At 45.0% G+C, this 18878-nt stretch carries 16 protein-coding genes; 6 read left to right on the top strand and 10 right to left on the bottom strand.

What is annotated here, in order from left to right; genetic code table 11:
- Window positions 1–113 precede the first annotated feature (113 nt).
- Complete coding sequence (locus FAM09_RS26825) at window positions 114–878, top strand: Rossmann-like and DUF2520 domain-containing protein (protein WP_136580253.1); 765 nt, start codon at window positions 114–116, stop codon at window positions 876–878.
- Between the two features lie 179 nt (window positions 879–1057).
- Here the strand turns inward: FAM09_RS26825 and FAM09_RS26830 are convergent, their stop codons facing one another.
- The 6 genes from FAM09_RS26830 to FAM09_RS26855 all read right to left on the bottom strand — a co-directional run bounded on the left by FAM09_RS26830 (window position 1058) and on the right by FAM09_RS26855 (window position 8963).
- Complete coding sequence (locus tag FAM09_RS26830; protein ID WP_136580254.1) at window positions 1058–1627, bottom strand: DinB family protein; 570 nt, start codon at window positions 1625–1627, stop codon at window positions 1058–1060.
- Between the two features lie 243 nt (window positions 1628–1870).
- The gene (locus tag FAM09_RS26835; protein ID WP_136580255.1) at window positions 1871–3580 is read right to left on the bottom strand and encodes a S8 family peptidase; all 1710 of its coding nucleotides are present in this window, start codon (window positions 3578–3580) and stop codon (window positions 1871–1873) included.
- 358 nt (window positions 3581–3938) lie between these two features.
- Complete coding sequence (locus FAM09_RS26840) at window positions 3939–5447, bottom strand: OmpA family protein (RefSeq protein WP_136580256.1); 1509 nt, start codon at window positions 5445–5447, stop codon at window positions 3939–3941.
- A gap of 216 nt (window positions 5448–5663) precedes the next feature.
- Window positions 5664–7187 (bottom strand): L-piperidine-6-carboxylate dehydrogenase, encoded by a 1524-nt coding sequence (gene amaB / locus FAM09_RS26845; RefSeq protein WP_136580257.1) that lies wholly within the window; start codon window positions 7185–7187, stop codon window positions 5664–5666.
- Window positions 7188–7355: 168 nt separating this feature from the next.
- The gene (locus FAM09_RS26850; protein WP_136580258.1) at window positions 7356–7910 is read right to left on the bottom strand and encodes a hypothetical protein; all 555 of its coding nucleotides are present in this window, start codon (window positions 7908–7910) and stop codon (window positions 7356–7358) included.
- A 6-nt stretch (window positions 7911–7916) separates the two neighbouring features.
- Entirely contained in the window at window positions 7917–8963 is a 1047-nt protein-coding gene (locus FAM09_RS26855) for an agmatinase family protein (protein ID WP_136580259.1), read from the bottom strand.
- Between the two features lie 444 nt (window positions 8964–9407).
- On the opposite strand from FAM09_RS26855, the gene FAM09_RS26860 reads away from it, so the two are divergent.
- The 3 genes from FAM09_RS26860 (at window position 9408) to FAM09_RS26870 (ending at window position 13325) form a co-directional block, all read left to right on the top strand.
- The gene (locus tag FAM09_RS26860) at window positions 9408–9827 is read left to right on the top strand and encodes a cytochrome c maturation protein CcmE domain-containing protein (RefSeq protein WP_136580260.1); all 420 of its coding nucleotides are present in this window, start codon (window positions 9408–9410) and stop codon (window positions 9825–9827) included.
- A gap of 9 nt (window positions 9828–9836) precedes the next feature.
- Window positions 9837–12257 carry a cytochrome c biogenesis protein CcsA gene (gene ccsA / locus FAM09_RS26865; RefSeq protein WP_136580261.1) on the top strand — a complete coding sequence of 807 codons (2421 nt, stop codon included), beginning with the start codon at window positions 9837–9839 and terminating at the stop codon, window positions 12255–12257.
- Between the two features lie 468 nt (window positions 12258–12725).
- On the top strand, window positions 12726–13325 hold the full coding sequence (locus FAM09_RS26870) for a DUF4294 domain-containing protein (protein ID WP_243751791.1): 600 nt from the start codon (window positions 12726–12728) through the stop codon (window positions 13323–13325).
- A gap of 90 nt (window positions 13326–13415) precedes the next feature.
- Here FAM09_RS26870 and rfaE2 read toward each other — a convergent pair whose 3' ends face one another.
- The 4 genes from rfaE2 to panC form a co-directional block, all read right to left on the bottom strand.
- Entirely contained in the window at window positions 13416–13904 is a 489-nt protein-coding gene (gene rfaE2 / locus FAM09_RS26875) for a D-glycero-beta-D-manno-heptose 1-phosphate adenylyltransferase (RefSeq protein WP_136580263.1), read from the bottom strand.
- On the bottom strand, window positions 13891–14913 hold the full coding sequence (locus FAM09_RS26880) for a lysylphosphatidylglycerol synthase transmembrane domain-containing protein (protein WP_136580264.1): 1023 nt from the start codon (window positions 14911–14913) through the stop codon (window positions 13891–13893). The genes rfaE2 and FAM09_RS26880 overlap by 14 nt, the downstream gene beginning before the upstream one ends.
- 128 nt (window positions 14914–15041) lie before the next feature.
- Complete coding sequence (gene panD / locus FAM09_RS26885) at window positions 15042–15386, bottom strand: aspartate 1-decarboxylase (protein ID WP_136580265.1); 345 nt, start codon at window positions 15384–15386, stop codon at window positions 15042–15044.
- Between the two features lie 166 nt (window positions 15387–15552).
- A complete protein-coding gene (gene panC, locus FAM09_RS26890; RefSeq protein WP_136580266.1) occupies window positions 15553–16407 on the bottom strand; it encodes a pantoate--beta-alanine ligase in 855 nt (284 codons plus the stop codon).
- A gap of 193 nt (window positions 16408–16600) precedes the next feature.
- On the opposite strand from panC, the gene FAM09_RS26895 reads away from it, so the two are divergent.
- Together FAM09_RS26895 and metK are read left to right on the top strand one after the other, a co-directional pair.
- Window positions 16601–17413: a glycogen/starch synthase gene (locus tag FAM09_RS26895; RefSeq protein WP_136580267.1), complete on the top strand. Its 813-nt coding sequence runs from the start codon at window positions 16601–16603 to the stop codon at window positions 17411–17413.
- 170 nt (window positions 17414–17583) lie between these two features.
- The gene (gene metK, locus FAM09_RS26900; RefSeq protein WP_136580268.1) at window positions 17584–18837 is read left to right on the top strand and encodes a methionine adenosyltransferase; all 1254 of its coding nucleotides are present in this window, start codon (window positions 17584–17586) and stop codon (window positions 18835–18837) included.
- Window positions 18838–18878 lie beyond the last annotated feature (41 nt).

Consider the following 18878-nt stretch of genomic DNA (forward strand, 5'->3'; position numbering starts at 1 on the left):
GCTGTTCGATCATTGGCGGTCATCCTGCATTAAGGTGCGGGGAACTGGTAACCGGAGTCCGGTAACTGAAGATGTATAACAGAAATAAGAATCAAGCATTCAAACTATAATCATTGAGAGTAGTTATCATCGGTACAGGAAATGTTGCCACCATATTGGGAAAAAGGTTTTTAGCGGCCGACCACGAGATAATACAGGTTTGTGGAAGAAACGCATTGCATGCTGAGGAACTGGCCGATATACTTTCTGCCACCTCCACAACCGATCTGAAGCAACCCGATCTTTCTGCCGATATCTATGTTATGGCGGTAAGCGATGGCGCCATTGCTTCCGTTGCTGCTGAACTGCGGCTCGATAAAAAACTGGTTGTACATACCGCCGGCGCCGTTTCAAAAAACATTTTAAGTGCATGCAGCAGGAATTACGGAGTGTTGTACCCGTTGCAAAGCCTCCGCAGCGAATTAAATGAACTGCCCGACATTCCTTTCCTTGTTGATGGCAATACAGAAGATGACCTGGCCCTGATCACGGAGTTTGCCAATTCCATCTCGCACCAGGTTCAGCAGGCAGGCGATGAGCAACGCCTGAAACTGCATGTGGCCGCTGTTATGGTCAGCAATTTCACCAATCATTTATACGCACTGGCAAAAGCCTATTGTTTGCACGAGAAGGTTGATTTTTCGATGCTGCTGCCGCTGATAACGGCCGTGGCCGAACGGTTACACGAATACGAACCGGTAGCCATACAAACAGGTCCGGCCCTGCGTAACGACGAAGCCACCATTCAAAAACACCTGGAGCTTTTACAAGATCATCCTTCGCTGAAAATTATATATACTTTGTTTACTGAGAGTATCAGGAAGATGTATAAGGTGTAGGGTTAAGATCGCTTCAAGCTGCAAGCCGAAAACCAAAGGCAATGAGGCATAGAGGCAAGGCTTGTCATACTTCCGACGTTTGCCTTCTGTTTTCCCTTCAACATTCAATATTCAACATTCGATATTCAACATTTCCTCTGCCTTTCCTTTCTCATTCCTCATTTTTCATTCTTCATTTCTCATTTCTTTCCCTTCTTTTTCTTCTTCACTGTTTTGCCTTTCTCAGCAACTACCTGTTCACCCAGGTATCTTTCCCTTATTATACGCATATGATGCGCTACATGGCCCGCGCATACAAATGCCAGTCCGGCTACGCTGATGGTATTGTTATTGGCAGAACCGGTTTGCCGCAACTGGTCATCGTCGAGCGAATTAAGGAATAGCTCGTTAGCGCTACGCAAGGCTTTAAATTCATCTACCAGTTCATTCCATTTGCGTTTGGGCGCCTTGGCGGTTATCGCCCAGGTGTTTTCATCAAAGCCTGGTAAAGGAGCAGGGTCCTGCCGCGCAAAAGTGAGCGCCCGGTAAATGAATACCCGTTCGGCATCAATGATGTGTTGCAGCAATTCCTTGATCGTCCATTTGCCTTCCGCATAGGCATAGTTGATCTTCTTGTGTGGTATTTGTTTCAGTAGTTTTCTAAAACGGCGGGTGTTGTTGGCAAGGGCCTCCTGCAGATCATCTTCCTGCAGGGCATTGATATAGGTAGTGTAAAAATCAGGTACGGTAACTTCTTTTCTACTAACCATATTTTTAGCTAAAAGTAATTAAAAAGTTACAGGTTTCAGGTTACAGGGGGAATTTATAAGCATTAGGTTGCCGGTTGCCAGTTACCGGTTGCCGGGGCTTTAATTCAATCCTCGCGAATTTCAGTTTACGGGTTTTTCCCGGCAACTGGTACCCGGTAACTGGTAACAAAAGAAACAGGGTACAAATTACCGGTTTTACCCTGTAACCTGTACCCTGTCCCGATATATCGGGATAACCTGTATTTATCCTTTCTTATTCTTCAGCGTTGGTTTGGGCGACGTTTTTTTCGGCGCCGGTTTACCTGAAGGATCGAGGGTAGCGGCTACTTTAGCAGCTTCATACGCGTTGATGATGCCACCGCTTTCGCTCAGGTCAGATAAAGCTACCGTCTCGTCTGTACCTGGTTTTTTAACCTTGGTTTCAGGCGCCTGCGACGATTTCATCAGGCAATATTTTAATTGCTGTGGTGTGAGGTAGGGGAAGTACTCTAACAGGAAGGCTGCAGTGCCGGCCACTACCGGGCACGCCATACTGGTACCCTGCGCATTTCCATACGTGTTGCCTCCGGGAATGCTGGAATATATTTTAACACCAGGCGCAAATACGTCTACCTGTTTTTTACCATAGTTCGAGAAGGAAGCAGTAAATCCACCGGACCTGGGATCGCCACTGGCGCCTACGGTGATCCAGTTGGATGCTTTCGTATTGCTGCCTTTAATCATGGCATTCGGGAAATTATCTGCGGTGTCGATGTTTTTGGCATCGTTACCTGCCGCATGCACCAGTAAAACGCCTTTGCTTTCGGCATATTTAACGGCTTCGTCTACCCATTTTTTCTGGGGTGAGAAGTCTTTACCAAAGCTCATGTTCACGATTTTGGCGCCGTTATCAGTAGCATAGCGAATAGCCAGGGCAATATCTTTATCGTGCTCATCGCCATCGGGCACGGCACGGATCATCATAATGCGTACATTATCGGCAACACCGTCCATTCCTTTTCCATTGTTGCGTATGGCGCCGATGATGCCGGCCACGTGCGTACCATGGAATGGGGTAGAAGCCATTACATCAGGATTACCGTAGTTACGGTCGTTGATATCCTGTTCATTGTCTTTGGTAATATCGCCGCGGTAATTTTGTGGCGCTTTATCTTTTGCCTCGGCTTTTCTTTCTTCGCCGCTTACAAACTCTTCAAATCCGTCGAGGAACTCCTTGTTGGTAGTTTCCATCATCTGGTTGGTTTTGAACAGGTACAGCAGGCTGCCTTTGGCCGATTTTTCTGAGGTACTTACCGCATTGAATGTATCCACGTCTGTACCGGTGTAGTTTTCTTTATTCAACGCTTTGCGCATAATGCTGTCGCTTTTTTGCGCGCTGAGCAACGCTCTTTTCAGCATCACGAGGTCAACACCTTCTTCACTGCCTTCGCCTTCAATTTTCTTTTTACTCTTTAACCACATTTTATACTCGTCTTTTTCATCAGCCGAGAGTTTGGTGGTATCAATGGTCTTACCATCGAATTTACTTTTGTACATATGGTACACGCGGGCGCCTTCGTAAGAATCCTGTTTTACGTTTTTGCCGTCTTTGCCGCCGATGAAGTTCCAGCCATGTATATCATCAGCATAGCCATTACCGTCATCATCCAAACCGTTTCCGGGTATTTCTTTGGGGTTGGTCCACAAAACGTCTTTGAGGTCTTCATGCAGGGTATCGATGCCTGAATCGATGATCGCTACTACTACGGTTTTCCCTTTGAGGTTTTTAGTACGAATAAAATCATACGCTTTATCTATACTGATCCCATAGAACCCGTCTTTGGTTTTGTCGAGCAGATGCCATCCCTTCGGCACATCTCCTGTTTTTATGCTTTTCTCCTGCTGTGCAAAGGAGGTATGGTCAGCAATCACAAAGGCAGTAACTAAACCTGCTACTTTTACCAGTTTATTCATGTACGAGTGTTTTTTGCTTTACTTATTTGTAACGTAAATTATTAATTGTGGAAACTATCCAAATATCTGGTTTTTTACTAATTCTTAACAAAATTTAGTCGTGTCGCGGTTCTATTGCATCGAAATGTAACCGTGGTACGCATTTTCTTTAACAAACGTTCATTTTCCCACGCGCAAAATATAAAAATAAAAGCCACGCATGTATCATATTACATGAGTGGCTAATAATTTGTTCATAACCTTTTGCTAAGAAAATGGCTTTCAGGGTATTTAATGGATCTCCCTTCCCGGTAAATCAGAGAGACCATATTTCAAAATTGCTCTTTTTGCCCATTGCCCATTGTCTGTTGCCTATTGGCTATTGTTGTGATAATTTCAATTCAACACGTCGGTTGGCCGCCCTGCCGGCAGGAGTGCTGTTATCTGAAACCGCTCTTTCCTGGCCATACCCTTTGGCGTTTAACCGGTTGGCGTCAAGGCCTTTTTGCATCAGGTAACTCTTAACGGCATCGGCACGTTTTTGCGACAGGATCAAATTCGATTCCGGTTTACCTACGTTATCTGTGTATCCCTCAATGATCAGTTTCAGGGAGGCATCGGCTTTCAGGATCGATACCACATTATCCAGCGCGCTGTAGGAGGCCGGCATAATTTTATCGCTGCCTAATGCAAAGAATATTTTTTTAGCGGCATAGTTCACCCGTTCAACAATTTCCCGCTTAATGGCCGGACAACCATTGTTCTCGCGCACGCCGGCTATGGTGGGGCACTTGTCTTCTTTATCGTTCAGGCCATCGCCATCGCTGTCGGGGATCGGGCAACCATTGAAGTCTTTCGCCCCTGCTTTATCCGGACAAAGGTCTTCTTCATCGTTCAGGCCATCGCCATCTGTATCGGGCGGCGGGCATCCGTGGTATTTCAGAATGCCTGCTATATCAGGACATTGGTCTTCTTCATCCAGTACGGTGTCATTGTCCCGGTCAGGTAAGGGACAGCCCCTGTTCCTTGCCAATCCAAACACTTCCGGGCATTTATCCACTCCATCGGCAACGCCGTCGCCGTCTTTATCGGGACAGCCGCCTGCTTTGGCCGAACCAGGTACATCAGGGCAGGCATCCACTTTATCCAACACCCCGTCTTTATCCTTATCGTTGGTTAAGACTACTTTTCTGCTCAGCCAGAAACCAAGCGAAGCGCCAACAACCCGGTGCCTGAAGGTGCCTTTGTACGGCGCATCGTAAAAATTAAGCAAGCCCTGGCTGAAGAAACCGGTCAATAGAACATTGCCCAGTTCAAAACCAACGCGCGCATTTATACCTGCATCGAATGTGGTGACCTTATAATCGTTTTTGCCTACCTGGATCTCCGATTCGTCTTTTTTGTATTGAACAGATGAATCATTGAGCGCTACCCGCGATTCGGAAGTTTGTTTACCATTATAAAAGAACGACAGGTAGGGACCTGCGCTGATCATGAAACTGCTTTTCCTGCCCATTCGCAATTTCAGGGTAATGTTCAGCGGAACTTCAATATAATTTGTATAAAGTGTAGTGCTGTGAAATAAGGTATCTGTTTTAACGGCGGCGGTATCGAACAATCGCTGAAACTTTCTTCCTTTGGCCATGTAAAGAACACCCGTTTGAAAAAAGGCTTTATTCGTATACCCAAGTGGGATTTCACCAATAATACCCAGGTGAATGCCGCTTCTTTTGGTGTAATACGGCTCGGTTGATTGTTCCCAGCCGGGCAAATCGTTTTTTTCAATTACTGAGGAAGAATGAGGGCCACCCAGGATTCCCAGCCGCATTTGTGAATGGGCAGTATACATAGAGGTGGTTAAAAGCAGCAGAGCGTAAAATTTCTTCATACCGGTTTCAGCTTCGAATCAGTTAAAAACGTTTTGGTCCTCAATTATATTGTTTGAAGCGGGAACTCAACTGTTGGTGAAGAATTGCTAGTAGCTAGTAGTAAGTGGCTAGTATGGCTTTTATTCGAGGCTTATAACTAATCGCTTGTTTCACTTTATTCTCAAATCGTACATACTATTTTTCTTCCCACTAACTACTAGCTACTTACTACTCGCTTACACATGAAACTTGATCCCCTGCGCTAAGGGTAATTGTGTAGAATAATTGATCGTATTCGTCTGGCGTCGCATATACGCTTTCCAGGCGTCACTACCGCTTTCGCGGCCGCCGCCGGTTTCTTTTTCACCGCCAAAGGCGCCGCCGATTTCAGCGCCAGACGTACCAATGTTTACATTGGCTATACCGCAGTCGCTGCCCATGGCAGATAAAAATTGTTCTGCTTCCCGCAGGTTCAGCGTCATAATACTGGAAGATAATCCCTGCGGAACCCCGTTTTGAATGGCGATCGCTTCATCGAGGGTGGTATATTTCATTAAATATAAAATAGGCGCAAATGTTTCCTGTTCTACGATCTTGAAGTGCGGTTCCACTTCGGCAATACATGGTTTTACGTAGCAGCCGCTTTCGTAACCATTGCCATCCAGCACACCGCCTTCAACAATAAACCGGCCGCCTTCTTTTTTACAGGCCTCCAGGGCTTTTTGATATCCGCTAACCGCCCCTTTATCGATCAGCGGGCCTACGTGATTATTTTCATCGAGCGGGTTGCCGATACGCAATTGTTTGTAAGCGGCCAGCAGTTTATCTTTTATAGAATCATATACTTCCTCGTGAATGATCAAACGCCGCGTGGTTGTGCAACGCTGGCCTGCGGTGCCAACAGCGCCGAAAACCGCTCCGCGGATGGCAATATCCAGGTCGGCATATTTTGAAATAATGATGGCATTGTTGCCACCCAGTTCCAGCAGGGCCCTGCCCAAACGGGCGCCAACCGTAGCGCCAACGGCTTTGCCCATACGCGTTGAACCGGTGGCCGATACCAGGGGAATACGGGCGTCGGCCGACAACCATTCACCTACTTCGCGACCACCAATCACCATTCCGTTAATGCCATCCGGCACATTGTTGCGTTTCAATACTTCAGAAATAATATGATGACAGGCTACTGCACACAAGGGGGTTTTTTCAGAAGGCTTCCAAATGCAAACATTGCCGCAGATCCAGGCCAGCATGGAGTTCCAGCTCCATACGGCAACGGGAAAGTTAAAGGCGGAAATAATGCCCACAATACCTAACGGATGCCATTGTTCGTACATGCGGTGCGCCGGGCGTTCGCTGTGCATGGATAAGCCATACAACTGGCGCGAGAGGCCAACCGCAAAATCGCAGATATCGATCATTTCCTGTACTTCGCCATAACCTTCCTGCAGGCTTTTACCCATTTCATACGACACCAGTTTACCCAGCGGCTCTTTATAGGTGCGCAAGGCCTCGCCAATTTGCCGTACAATTTCACCGCGCCTGGGAGCGGGCCAGGTACGCCATTCGGTAAATGCAGCCTGGGCTTTGGCGATCACGGTTTCGTAGTCGCTTTTATCGCCGGACTTTACAGTGGCAATTAATTTACCATTAACGGGGGAATAGGATTCTATTATTTCGCCATGCGCCGGCAGGGAGGAGATACCGGTTGAAACGCCTGAATTCAGTGCTTCTATTTTTAAGGGAGCCAGAAAATCCATATGGTGCATTTTGAGGCAAAAGTAACTAACATTCGTGAGGGAACAAGGTGAAAGTTGAGAGGCGGCAATCGTGAATGGTGAGTTGTCAGTGGTGAGTTGGTTCCTGAAAGTTCGGGTATCCTGATTTTTCTCGAGCCTTACTCACCATTCACCATTCATATTTCATTTTCAAATTATAACATTAGCCAACTGTTTCCTGCAGTATTCATTAAACTCATCTTCATCCGCATCGTCTTCCTCATCGTCTTCAACCTCGCGTTGTAAAATGCGGTTATTGGTAAAGTCGAGGGTAAGCAAACCATCTCTCAGCACAATATTGCTGAACTGTTTCCAGTGGTATCTTTTTTTGAAGAGGGAATTAAAAACAATTTCATTATCGGAGAACCCGATCTCTATGGCGTATTTCGCCTGGTATTCAAGCAAAGCCAGAATAATAAAAACGAAAACCAGCCATTGAAAATAGGGCATTTTCATCCAAACCAATGCGGCTATCAACAGGGCGCGGCTATAATATACTTTACGTTTTTTGGAGGTTTGAAAAAGATTCCAGGCTATAATGCCCGGTACAGCAACACTGCCTATCAGGTAGGCCACGCTTACATTGCTGCTTCGCAGTAATTCCAACGTAAAACAAACAACAGAAAAAATACTGAGGATCAGTCCGAGTATATCAATATACCGGTTATTTTGATTTTTAAGGGTTACAACATATTGATATACCATAGGCGGTTATTGGTTACTGGCCACCAGCATATTGGCTAATCTCCATAAAATATGCGCACCCACGTTGGCATCCCACTCATTGTTATCGCCTACGCCTATTTCAACCAGATCGAAACCGATAAACTGACGACCGCTTTGCACTATTTTTTTAAGCAAATAGAAGATCTGTTCCGTTTCAAATCCGCCTTGTACCGGTGTGCCTGTATTGGGGCACAATTTAGGATCAAGCCCGTCAATATCAAAACTTACCAGTACTTTTTGAGGTAATTTATTTACAATTTCATCCGTGATCTGTTTCCAGGTTTCTCCTTCGTACTGGCGTTCTTTTATATCCTTATCAAAATAGGTAATAACCCTTTCTTTGTTGTTCTGAATGTATTCCCATTCTTCCTGGCAATAATCGCGGGCGCCGAGCTGTACCAGGTGAGTAAGCGAAGGAATTTCGGTAAGCGCATTATACATAACACTGGCATGGCTGTACGTAAAGAACTCGTACGATTGGCGCAGGTCGCAGTGAGCATCAATTTGCAATACGCCAAAATCGCCATGCTGTTCGGCCATTGCCTTGAAAAAGCCTAATACGATGCTGTGATCTCCACCCAGTACAGCTACCAGTTTATTCCGGTTAATTAACTGTTTGGTTTGTTCGTACACCCATTTGTTCAAATAAACGCCGCCTTCATTGATATCCCGCTGCGATTTACACATGAAGAGGTTTTTCTCCAGTATTTCGCCATGAGAAATATAATCGATGTACAATTCCGCTTCTTTGCGCAGGTAATCGCTTTTCAGCAGGATCTTTTTATCGGGTGGGCGCATATAAAAACCCTGTCTCCACGATTCTTTGTAGTCAGGGTCAAATAGATCAACATGCATGCTGGCCTTAAATATATGATCGGCTGCACGGGCAGTACCTGCATTATAGCTTACTGTAACTTCCCAGGGAACAGGTAGAATAACAAGGCGGGCGTCTTCCTCGTTGAAGGGCAATCCAAAAATATTGTTATTGGGGTTACTTGCCGCGTTGGGATCAAAATGAGATAGATCTGTCATATATCATACGCTAAAAAAACGGGGATGCAAGGTAGCACAGGAATGGAAAGCAGCAAAAAAATTATAGTAAACGAGCTTACGTTTGTTAGTAGTTGAGGCCTGAGCGGTGTCGAAGGCCAGGTTAGGCATCGAGCGAAGTCGAGATGCCGATTACAAGTTACAGGTTATATAGCCCTCGACTTCGCTCGGTCTCCAGGCAAGTCCTTCGATCCTTCGACTTCGCTCAGGACCCGGAACCCGGTAACTGTAACTTTCGAACCTTTTCCGGGGTTGCTTTGTTACTGGTTCTTATTGGTTACATGGAAACAATTAATTTAATTATATAGATAAATCAACTTACTACATAATTAAAATCTATCTGACCCTCAATCTATTTTTGACCTAACTTTGCGGGGCATCAATCAATTGTGCCTCGTCTGCAAGACGTTATAACAAATATTTCAGATGAAAAAGATCCATATTGTTATTCTGGTGGGAATTGCGGTCTGCATCATGATCCTGTTGAGCTTTATGGGCGACCTCTCAACCTATGAAACCCTGGCCTCTGCCCGTCAAAAAGAAGGTAAAACCGTAACCGTTATTGCCAAGCTCGATAAATCGGTGGCAGCGCCCATCGAGTACGACCCTGCTAAAAATCCCAACTTAACACAGTTTTATGTGATCGACTCATTGGGAAACAGAGCGCAGGTGCGTTATTATTTTGAAAAGCCTTTTGACATGGAGAAAAGCGATCGTATTGTGCTGAAGGGAAAAATGAAAGGCGAGATATTTGAAATTACCAGTAAAGACGGTATCCTGATAAAATGTCCTTCCAAGTATAAAGACGATCCCAAGGCAGCGCAGAACAATCTGACTCAAAATTAAAAACCTGTAATGAAGTATATCGGTGAACACCTGTTGCCCGGTCAGTTGGGACATTTCCTGGTTGTGCTTTCTTTGGTAGCTTCCCTGGTGGCGACTATTGCTTATTTCAAAGCTTCTAATGCCACCTCACCCCAAGACCACGATGGCTGGAAAAAACTGGCCCGAATGGCCTTTATGATCGATGCCGGGGCAGTACTGGCTACTTTCAGCATCATATTTATCATTATTGCCAATCATTTTCACGAATATTTTTATGCCTGGAACCACTCTGATCGGTCACTAAAACCTAAATACCTGCTCAGCAGCATTTGGGAAGGACAGGAGGGGGCTTTTCTGCTTTGGACGTTATGGCATGCGTTATTAGGCCTGGTATTAATGCGTACGGCCAAAAAATGGGAAGCGCCGGTTATGACGGTGCTCAGCTTTGCCCAGCTTTGCCTGGCTACCATGGTAATCGGGATTTATGTTTTCGATGTCAAAGTCGGAAGCAGTCCGTTCTTATTAACCCGGCACCAGTTTCAGGATGCGCCCATTTTTTCGGGGGCAGATTACCTGAGCCAGCCGAAAATACATAATGGGAACGGCCTCAACCAGTTGCTACAGAACTACTGGATGGTGATCCACCCACCGGTTTTATTCCTCGGTTATGCCAGTACCATTATTCCTTTTGCCTTCTCCATAGCCGGTTTATGGAAGAAAGATTTTGGCGGCTGGACGAAACAGGCCTTACCCTGGTCATTATTTTCCGGAGCCATTTTTGGGCTTGGTATAATGATGGGTGGGGCATGGGCATATGAATCCCTCACTTTTGGCGGTTACTGGGCCTGGGACCCTGTGGAGAACGCTTCGCTGGTGCCCTGGCTGATCATGATCGCAGGCATTCATACCCAGTTGATCTACAATTCAACCGGCCATTCTTTACGCGCTACGCACCTGTTCTTTATACTCAGTTTCCTGCTGGTAATGTATTCAACCTATCTTACCCGCAGCGGCGATCTGCAGGATACCTCCGTGCACGCTTTCGTTGATTCGGGCATGAACTGGCAATTGCGCGCCTGGTTATTCATTTTTATTGTTCCGTCGCTGGTATTGCTGGTAGCGCGGTATAAAAAGATCCCGCATATTGCGAAGGAAGAAGAGTTCAGCAGCCGGGAGTTCTGGATGTTCATCGGTTCGCTGGTGTTGTTCCTGTCGGCCATGGCCATTATCATTCCTACTTCTTTTCCCATTATTAATAAACTGTTTGGCACCAGCCTGGTAATAGGTGAGGACAAAGAATTTCCCTATAACCGCATACAAATATTCGTAGCTGTGGTAATAGGTATACTCACCGCCATTGGGCAGTACCTCAAATACAGGAATACGACAAAAGCGTATTTCACGAAAAAGCTGTTGTGGGCCACAGTGGTTTCCATCCTGGTGTCGGCTTCCATCAGTTACTTCGGAAATATCAATTACAATAAATACGGGCTTGGTTTCCTGGCCGCCATTCACCTGGCGCTGTTTGCTACCGTATACGCTGTTATTGCCAATGCAGCCTACATTTATACAGGCCTGGGCGGCAAGTTAAAGGCAGCGGGCGCATCTGTAGCCCACCTGGGTTTTGGATTGATGCTGGTAGGGATACTTATTTCTTCTTCCAAAAAAGAAGTGCTGTCGGTAAATACCTTTAACCCGCTCAATTTTGGTCCTGATAAACCCAGAGAAGGTTTTGAAAATCTGACCCTGTTCCGCGGCGTTAAAACCGATATGGGAAAATATTGGGCTACCTATGTGAAAGATTCGGTGAGTGAGAATGGAAAAATTACCTGGTTCCAGGTTGATATGGAAAGAAAAGACGGCAAGGACAAGTTCACATTGTACCCAGACCTCATCAGGAATACCAAAGGGCAGGAGGGGATGTCGAACAACCCCGATTCACGGCATTACCTGCACAAAGATATTTTCAGCTATGTGAACCATGCCAGTTCGGTACAGGAAGGTTCCGATACGTCGCAGTTCAAAAATCATGTGGTGCAAACCGGCGACACTGTTTTTTATTCAGAAGGGTACATGATCCTTGACAGTGTTACCATAAACCCGAATAACGACAAATACAAATTCACCAGTAAGGATACGGCTATTATGGCCAACCTCACCGTGATCACTAAGGAGCAACAGAAACTTACTGCCAGGCCGGTATTTTATGTGCGTAATAATGGTCCGCAATACATTTTAGATACCTTGTATTCGCAAGGGTTGGCTGTTGGCCTTACCCGTGTTGCCGATAACAAGCACCTGGAGATCAGTGTGAAGGAATCTTCGCGGCTAACGCCCTTTCTGGCCCTGAAAGTATTGCAGTTCCCCTTCATTAACCTGGTTTGGTTAGGCGTGGTACTAATGATAGCAGGATTTGTAATGAGTATCGTGCGCAGAGTGAAATTATTATAGGTTACCGGTTGCCGGGTTCCGGGCTTTTAGTTCGGGACTCGCTAAAATAGGTGACAGGCTCCGGTTTTCAAGTTCCATTGGTCATTATGGGACTGCTATACCTCACCTAATGGTTAACTTATAAGGCATAAAACTGTATTTCCTGGTAACAGGTAACTGGTACCTTTGCACCTGCAACCTGAAACTTGTAACCTGTAACCTGAAACCCGTTTCCCAATTCAAGTAACCATTTCCCTTCATATAAGTGCTAAACCTTATTTCACAAAACCTTCATCACCCAATTGTTTCCCCTGAAAAATTCGTATTGTAACTTTAATACGTTCTTAAAACTTTTTTAAGAATTGTTTTGCAACGAAACGGGTTACTTACTGTGTCTTTTTGGAATTATTATTAAAACCAAAATTGTATTATATTAGTAGCATAGGAATGACTGCAAAAAGAAAAATACTCAGGGGGATAATTACTGTTTTGGCGATTGTAGCTGTATCTATAAGTACGGCACAGGCCCAAACTACTCCTGATTCTATTCCCTTACCGCAGTTAGGTCCCAACGATACTATCCCGGTGCCAGCCATGATCCACGGAAATGAATATGTGCCGGCACAAACGCTCGAATGGACTTGGGTACAGGTTCCCTATCCCAAGCATTTATTGAAGAAAAGACAGGAGTGGACGCGTTTGCGCAATGCCGTTTATGTCACCTATCCGTACGCCCGCCGTGCCGGAGCTATTATGAACGACATTAACGCGCACATTGCCAAAATGAATGATAAGGATAAAAAGAAATATATTCATTCCCGCGAAAAGGAGCTGAAGAAACAGTTTGCCGAACCGTTGAGCGAATTGTCGATCTACCAGGGAAAGGTATTAATGAAGCTGATCAACCGGCAAACCGGTAATAACTGCTATACCATCATCAAGGAATATAAAGGTGGATTTACCGCCCGGGCATGGCAAACCGTGGCCTTTGTCTTCGGCAGCAACCTGAAACAGCCATATAATCCCAATGGCGACGAACGCGAAATTGAAATGATTGTGCAGGAGGTGGAAAGAATGCAGCGTTTGTAAGTTTTAAGTTTTTAGTTTTAAGTTTTAAGTTGTTTTACTCCGGAGCTTATATTATATATAAGCCTCGCTAACTTTTAAACTAACTAAAAACTAAGAACTCATTTTCTTAATAATCCCCGTAGTTGAAAATCCTTCCACAATTGGATTGATAATAACTTTCCCGCCCGCTGCCATTACTTCTTTGGCGCCAACAATTTGCTCAAGCGTATAATCACCGCCTTTAACCAGCACATCGGGTTGCAGGGTTGTAATGAGGTTCAACGGCGTGTCTTCTTCAAAAATAACCACCATATCAACCATGAGCAGGGATGCCAACACGAGGGCTCTTGATTGTTCATCATTTACCGGCCGGCTGTCGCCTTTCAATCGTTTTGTGCTGGCGTCGGAATTCAACCCCACTACCAAAAAATCTGCTTCAGCGGCGGTTTGAGACAATGAAAAGATATGACCACGGTGTAGTATATCAAATACCCCATTGGTGAATGCAACCGTTTTACCAGTTACGCGCCATTGTCCTATTTTATGCACTGCTTCATTCAACGTGCATATTCTGGTAGTAATGATATCAGCTTTTCTCATTAACTGGTGTTCTTTTATTTAAATAGGGTAATAAGCTCAATGCGATGAAACCGCTGATCAGGGAGAAAAAGAATTGTACCGACCACATGAGCTGACCAAAAGCGAACCCCATGGTATCGGCTAATCCATATACATGCAGGGTGTTCTTCACAAACAATGGGTACACGCCCAGTCCGCCGCCGGGCGCCGGTACGATCATCGCCAGGCTACCCATGGTTAATACCGATAAGGCATGCGGAATGCTATAGGCCGCTGTTTCCCGCATGGCCCAGAACCCGATCTGTACGCTCAACAGGTACATGGCCCAGATAAAAATGGTATGAAAAATAAACCAGCCTTTGTTTTTGAGGTAACGTACGCTGGTTATACCATGCCATACGCCTTCAAAAATGGTCTTTATCTTTTGAATGAACCGCAGGTGTTTAAACTTTTTGAATACAATTATAACAGCGGTAACAGCGATCAAAAGAATGGCCAACAGAATAATGATCCTGGTGCCGGAAAAGGCGCCGGTCTTGGATTTAAGAATGTCGTTCAATGCCTGGTTAATATAACCACCGATCAAATCGGCCTGGGTAAGCAGGGTTATAATTATAACAAGCGCCAGGCAAAGCACATCGAAAGCGCGTTCGGCTACGATGGTGCCAACGAGTTTATCGGCAGGAACCTTTTCATAACGGGCCAGTATAGTACATTTTAAAACTTCACCCAACCGGGGTACGGCCAGGTTGGCCATGTAACCGATGAGAACGGCCATATACGTATTAGAGATCCTGGGTTTATAACCCATGGGCTCCATTAAGATCTTCCAGCGCAAGGCCCTGCTGTAATGGCTCAGTAACAAAGTGATCATTACCGGAATGATCAACAGGTAGTTTGCATTGCGAAAAGCATTTTTGATGTCTACCCAGCCTTGATCAGAAATGTCTTTTACCGACCACCATATTAAAAAAACACTGAGCCCCAGAAAAAGGAGATACTGAAATATGCTCAGAATTTTTTTATTCATACGGGGTGTGGTTGTTTAGCAAAGTTACAGGTTTGGAAGCACAAGGTTTCAGGTTTCAAGTTACAAGGACTACCTGTAACCTGTAACTTGAAACCGGTAACATAATGTTTATATAATAAGAGAAATTATTATAATTTATTTCCAGTCTGCGGAAATACTACAGCAGGTTTGAATGATTTTGCTTTTTCAAAATCGATCGTAGCGTAGGAAATAACGATCACAATATCGCCTACGGCGCCCTGGCGGGCAGCAGGACCATTTAAACAGCATACGCCTGAACCGCGTTTTCCTTTTATAAGGTACGTTTCTATGCGGGTGCCATTATTTACATTCACGATCTGTACTTTTTCGTATTCGATCATGTTGGCGGCATCCATCAGGTCTTCATCGAGCGTTAAACTACCCACGTAATTCAGGTTGGCTTCCGTAATTGTTACGCGGTGTATTTTAGATTTCAGTATTTCTATCTCCATGTTATGTTCTTGTTGTTCGAATTTATAAAACGGGCGCAAGCTAAAGATAATTGTTGAATTGTTTGATGGTTTGATTGCCAGGCCTCCGAATGCCGGAATATTTTATTTAGTCGTAAATTCTGATGATCAGGAACCCCAGCCATCAGGCAATCGAACCATCAAGCCATCAAACCAACATATTATCAATTAAACGCACATCATGTAAGAAGGCGGCAATCAATGCCACACGCGGTCCCTGGTAAATGGTGGCCATGGTGGCCGTGGCAGGTTGAAGCGTGTTGGCATCGGCCAACTCCACATAATCGATCCTGAACCCGGCATCGGTCAATAATTTCTCTGCTTTTTCTTTAATAACAGGCCAGAATACGCCCTGGTTGCATTCCTGTTTAATAAGCGTCAGACATTTATAAATAGTAGTGGCTTTTTGCCGGTCTTCGGGCGAAAGGCGCAGGTTGCGGCTGCTCATGGCCAGGCCATCGGGTTCGCGCAGGGTAGGGCAGGTAATTAACCCGGTGGGCGATTGCATCAATTGCAGCAGCCGGCTTACCACCATACATTGCTGGTAATCTTTCTGGCCCATAAATAATTTATGCGCCTGAACCATCGTCAGTAGCCGGTTCATCACCTGGCAAACACCCTGAAAATGGCCGGGGCGGTATTTGCCTTCAAGCAAAGTTTCAAGATAACCCAGGTCGTATTTTTCCAGGTTGTTGGTGCCGTTGGGATACATTTCGGCTATGGAAGGCAGGAACAGCACATCGCAGCCGGCCGCTTCAAGGCGCACAATATCCTGCTCGATGGTATTTGGGTATAACTGGTAATCACTGGCATTATTAAACTGGGTGGGGTTTACAAAAATACTGCAAACCGTTATGGATGTTTCTTTTTTCGAACGTTCAATAAGGGCAATATGGCCGTTGTGCAGGGCGCCCATGGTGGGTACAAAGCCTACCTGTTTGTCTGCGGCTTTTTGCTGTTGAATATACCGTGCAAGCGGTTCGGCATATTTAAATATGATCATTTAACGAAATTTTAAGTTTTATTGGCGCGCTGTTGTTGTTTCTATGGGAACCGGTTCATTATTTATTCTATTTGCAGGGATTCCCGGCGAGGTTCTGGAATACAGAACTGAGAACCCAGAACTTAGAACTAATAAAAAAACCTTAACTTTGCACCCTGATTTTTAAAAGTTAGCCCATCAACTATTATCTATAATGCTGACAAAGAAAAGAATTTTATTTATTGCTAACGAAATGTCCCCCTACCTGGAATTAACGGAATTCTCCGAAACGGTAAACCGGTTGGCAATAAAGGCAAATGAAAATGGCTTTGAAGTACGTTGTATTATGCCCAGGTTTGGGGTTATCAACGAAAGACGTCATCGCCTCCATGAAGTGGTTCGGTTGTCGGGCATTAATGTTTCGGTAGGTAATGATGATTATCCCTTACAAATTAAAGTAGCCTCTTTACCCAATGCGCGGTTGCAGGTTTACTTCCTGGATAATGAAGACCTTTTCAAGCGTAAATTCATTTTCAACGACGAAAATGAAAAATGGTTCGACGATAACGACTTACGTACGGTGTTTTTCTGTAAAGGCGCCCTGGAAACGGTAAAGAAATTCGGCTGGCCGCCCGACATCATTCATTGCAGCGGCTGGATGACCGGCTTAATTCCCCTGTATCAAAAGACTGCCTATAAAAAAGAGCCGGTGTTTTCGCATAGCAAAGTCATTTACACTATAGGCAACAACACCCTGAAAGAAAAGCTGGGTGATGATTTTCTGAAAATTGCTTCTATCAGCTCTGTTGTAAAAGAAAAAGACCTGGAGCCTTTTAAAGAAGGCACTACCACGGCCATGATGCGGGGTGGAGCTACCTACGCCGACGCCATTACCTTTGGCGCCGATAAGGTAGATAAAAAGCTGGTTGAAGAGTTCGGAAAAGTAAAAGGCAAGAAGGTGCTAACCTATAATGCCGAGTCTGACTTAACAGATTACCTGCAACTCTATCACGATTTAACCAAATAACAAGGTAGAAAGAACAGAAAAGCAATTTCTGATTTTAGAATTTCGAGATTTTGAGATTTGTTTATTATGCTAAACTCAAAAGAAATCTCCAAATCACTAAATCTCAAAATCAGAAATCTTATATATTTACCCATTAATATTCAATTCAATTCCTCAAACAAAAAAGTAGTATGCCTTATTTATTTACTTCTGAGAGTGTTTCGGAAGGTCATCCTGATAAAATAGCTGACCAGATATCTGATGCCCTGATTGATAACTTCCTGGCATTTGACAGCCAATCGAAAGTAGCCTGCGAAACGCTGGTTACAACCGGTCAGGTGGTACTGGCAGGAGAAGTTAAATCAAAGGCATATCTCGATGTTCAGGAAATTGCCCGTGAGGTGATCCGCAAAATTGGTTACACCAAGGCCGAATATATGTTCGAAGCCAGCTCCTGCGGTGTGCTGTCAGCCATTCACGAACAGTCTGCAGATATCAACCAGGGTGTTGATAAAACAAAGAAAGAAGACCAGGGTGCCGGTGACCAGGGTATGATGTTTGGTTACGCTACCAACGAAACTGAAGATTACATGCCGCTGGCATTGGACATAGCCCATAAATTATTGATTGAGCTGGCTGCACTGCGCCGCGAAGGAAAAAAGATCGAGTACCTGCGCCCTGATGCAAAAAGCCAGGTTACCCTCGAATACGATGATAACAACAAGCCTGTTCGTATCGACGCTATCGTGGTAAGTACCCAGCACGATGATTTTGATACAGAAGCCAAAATGGCGAAGAAGATCAAAGAAGATGTGATCAACATCCTGATCCCCCGCGTTAAGGCCAAATATAAAAAATACGCTCACCTGTTCAATGATAAGATCAAGTATCACGTAAACCCCACTGGTAAATTCGTAATTGGTGGTCCGCACGGCGATACCGGCTTAACCGGTCGTAAGATCATCGTAGATACCTATGGTGGAAAAGGCGCCCATGGTGGTGGTGCATTCAGCGGTAAAGATCCTTCAAAGGTTGACCGTTCTGCTGCTTATGCAACCCGTCATATTGCGAAAAACCTGGTAGCTTCCGGCTTGTGCGAAGAAGTACTGGTACAGGTTTCTTATGCAATTGGTGTTGCCCAGCCAATGGGATTGTACATTAACACGTATGGCACTGCCAAAGTAGAGCTGACCGATGGCGAAATTGCCAAGCGCGTAGCCCAGATCTTCGACATGCGTCCTTACTTTATTGAGCAACGCCTGAAACTGCGCAATCCTATTTACAGCGAAACTGCTGCTTACGGGCACATGGGCCGTCAGCCTGAAGTTGTTGAAAAAACATTCACTGCCCCCGATGGTAAAACCGTTAAGAAAAAAGTAGAGCTGTTTACCTGGGAAAAGCTGGATTATGTGAGAAAGATCAAGCAGGCGTTTGGTATCAGATAATATTTGAACTCATATAAGTACATGAATGCCATTCCGTTCTG

This window comes from Niastella caeni, from assembly GCF_004834005.1.
GTDB classification, from domain to species: Bacteria; Bacteroidota; Bacteroidia; order Chitinophagales; family Chitinophagaceae; genus Niastella; species Niastella caeni.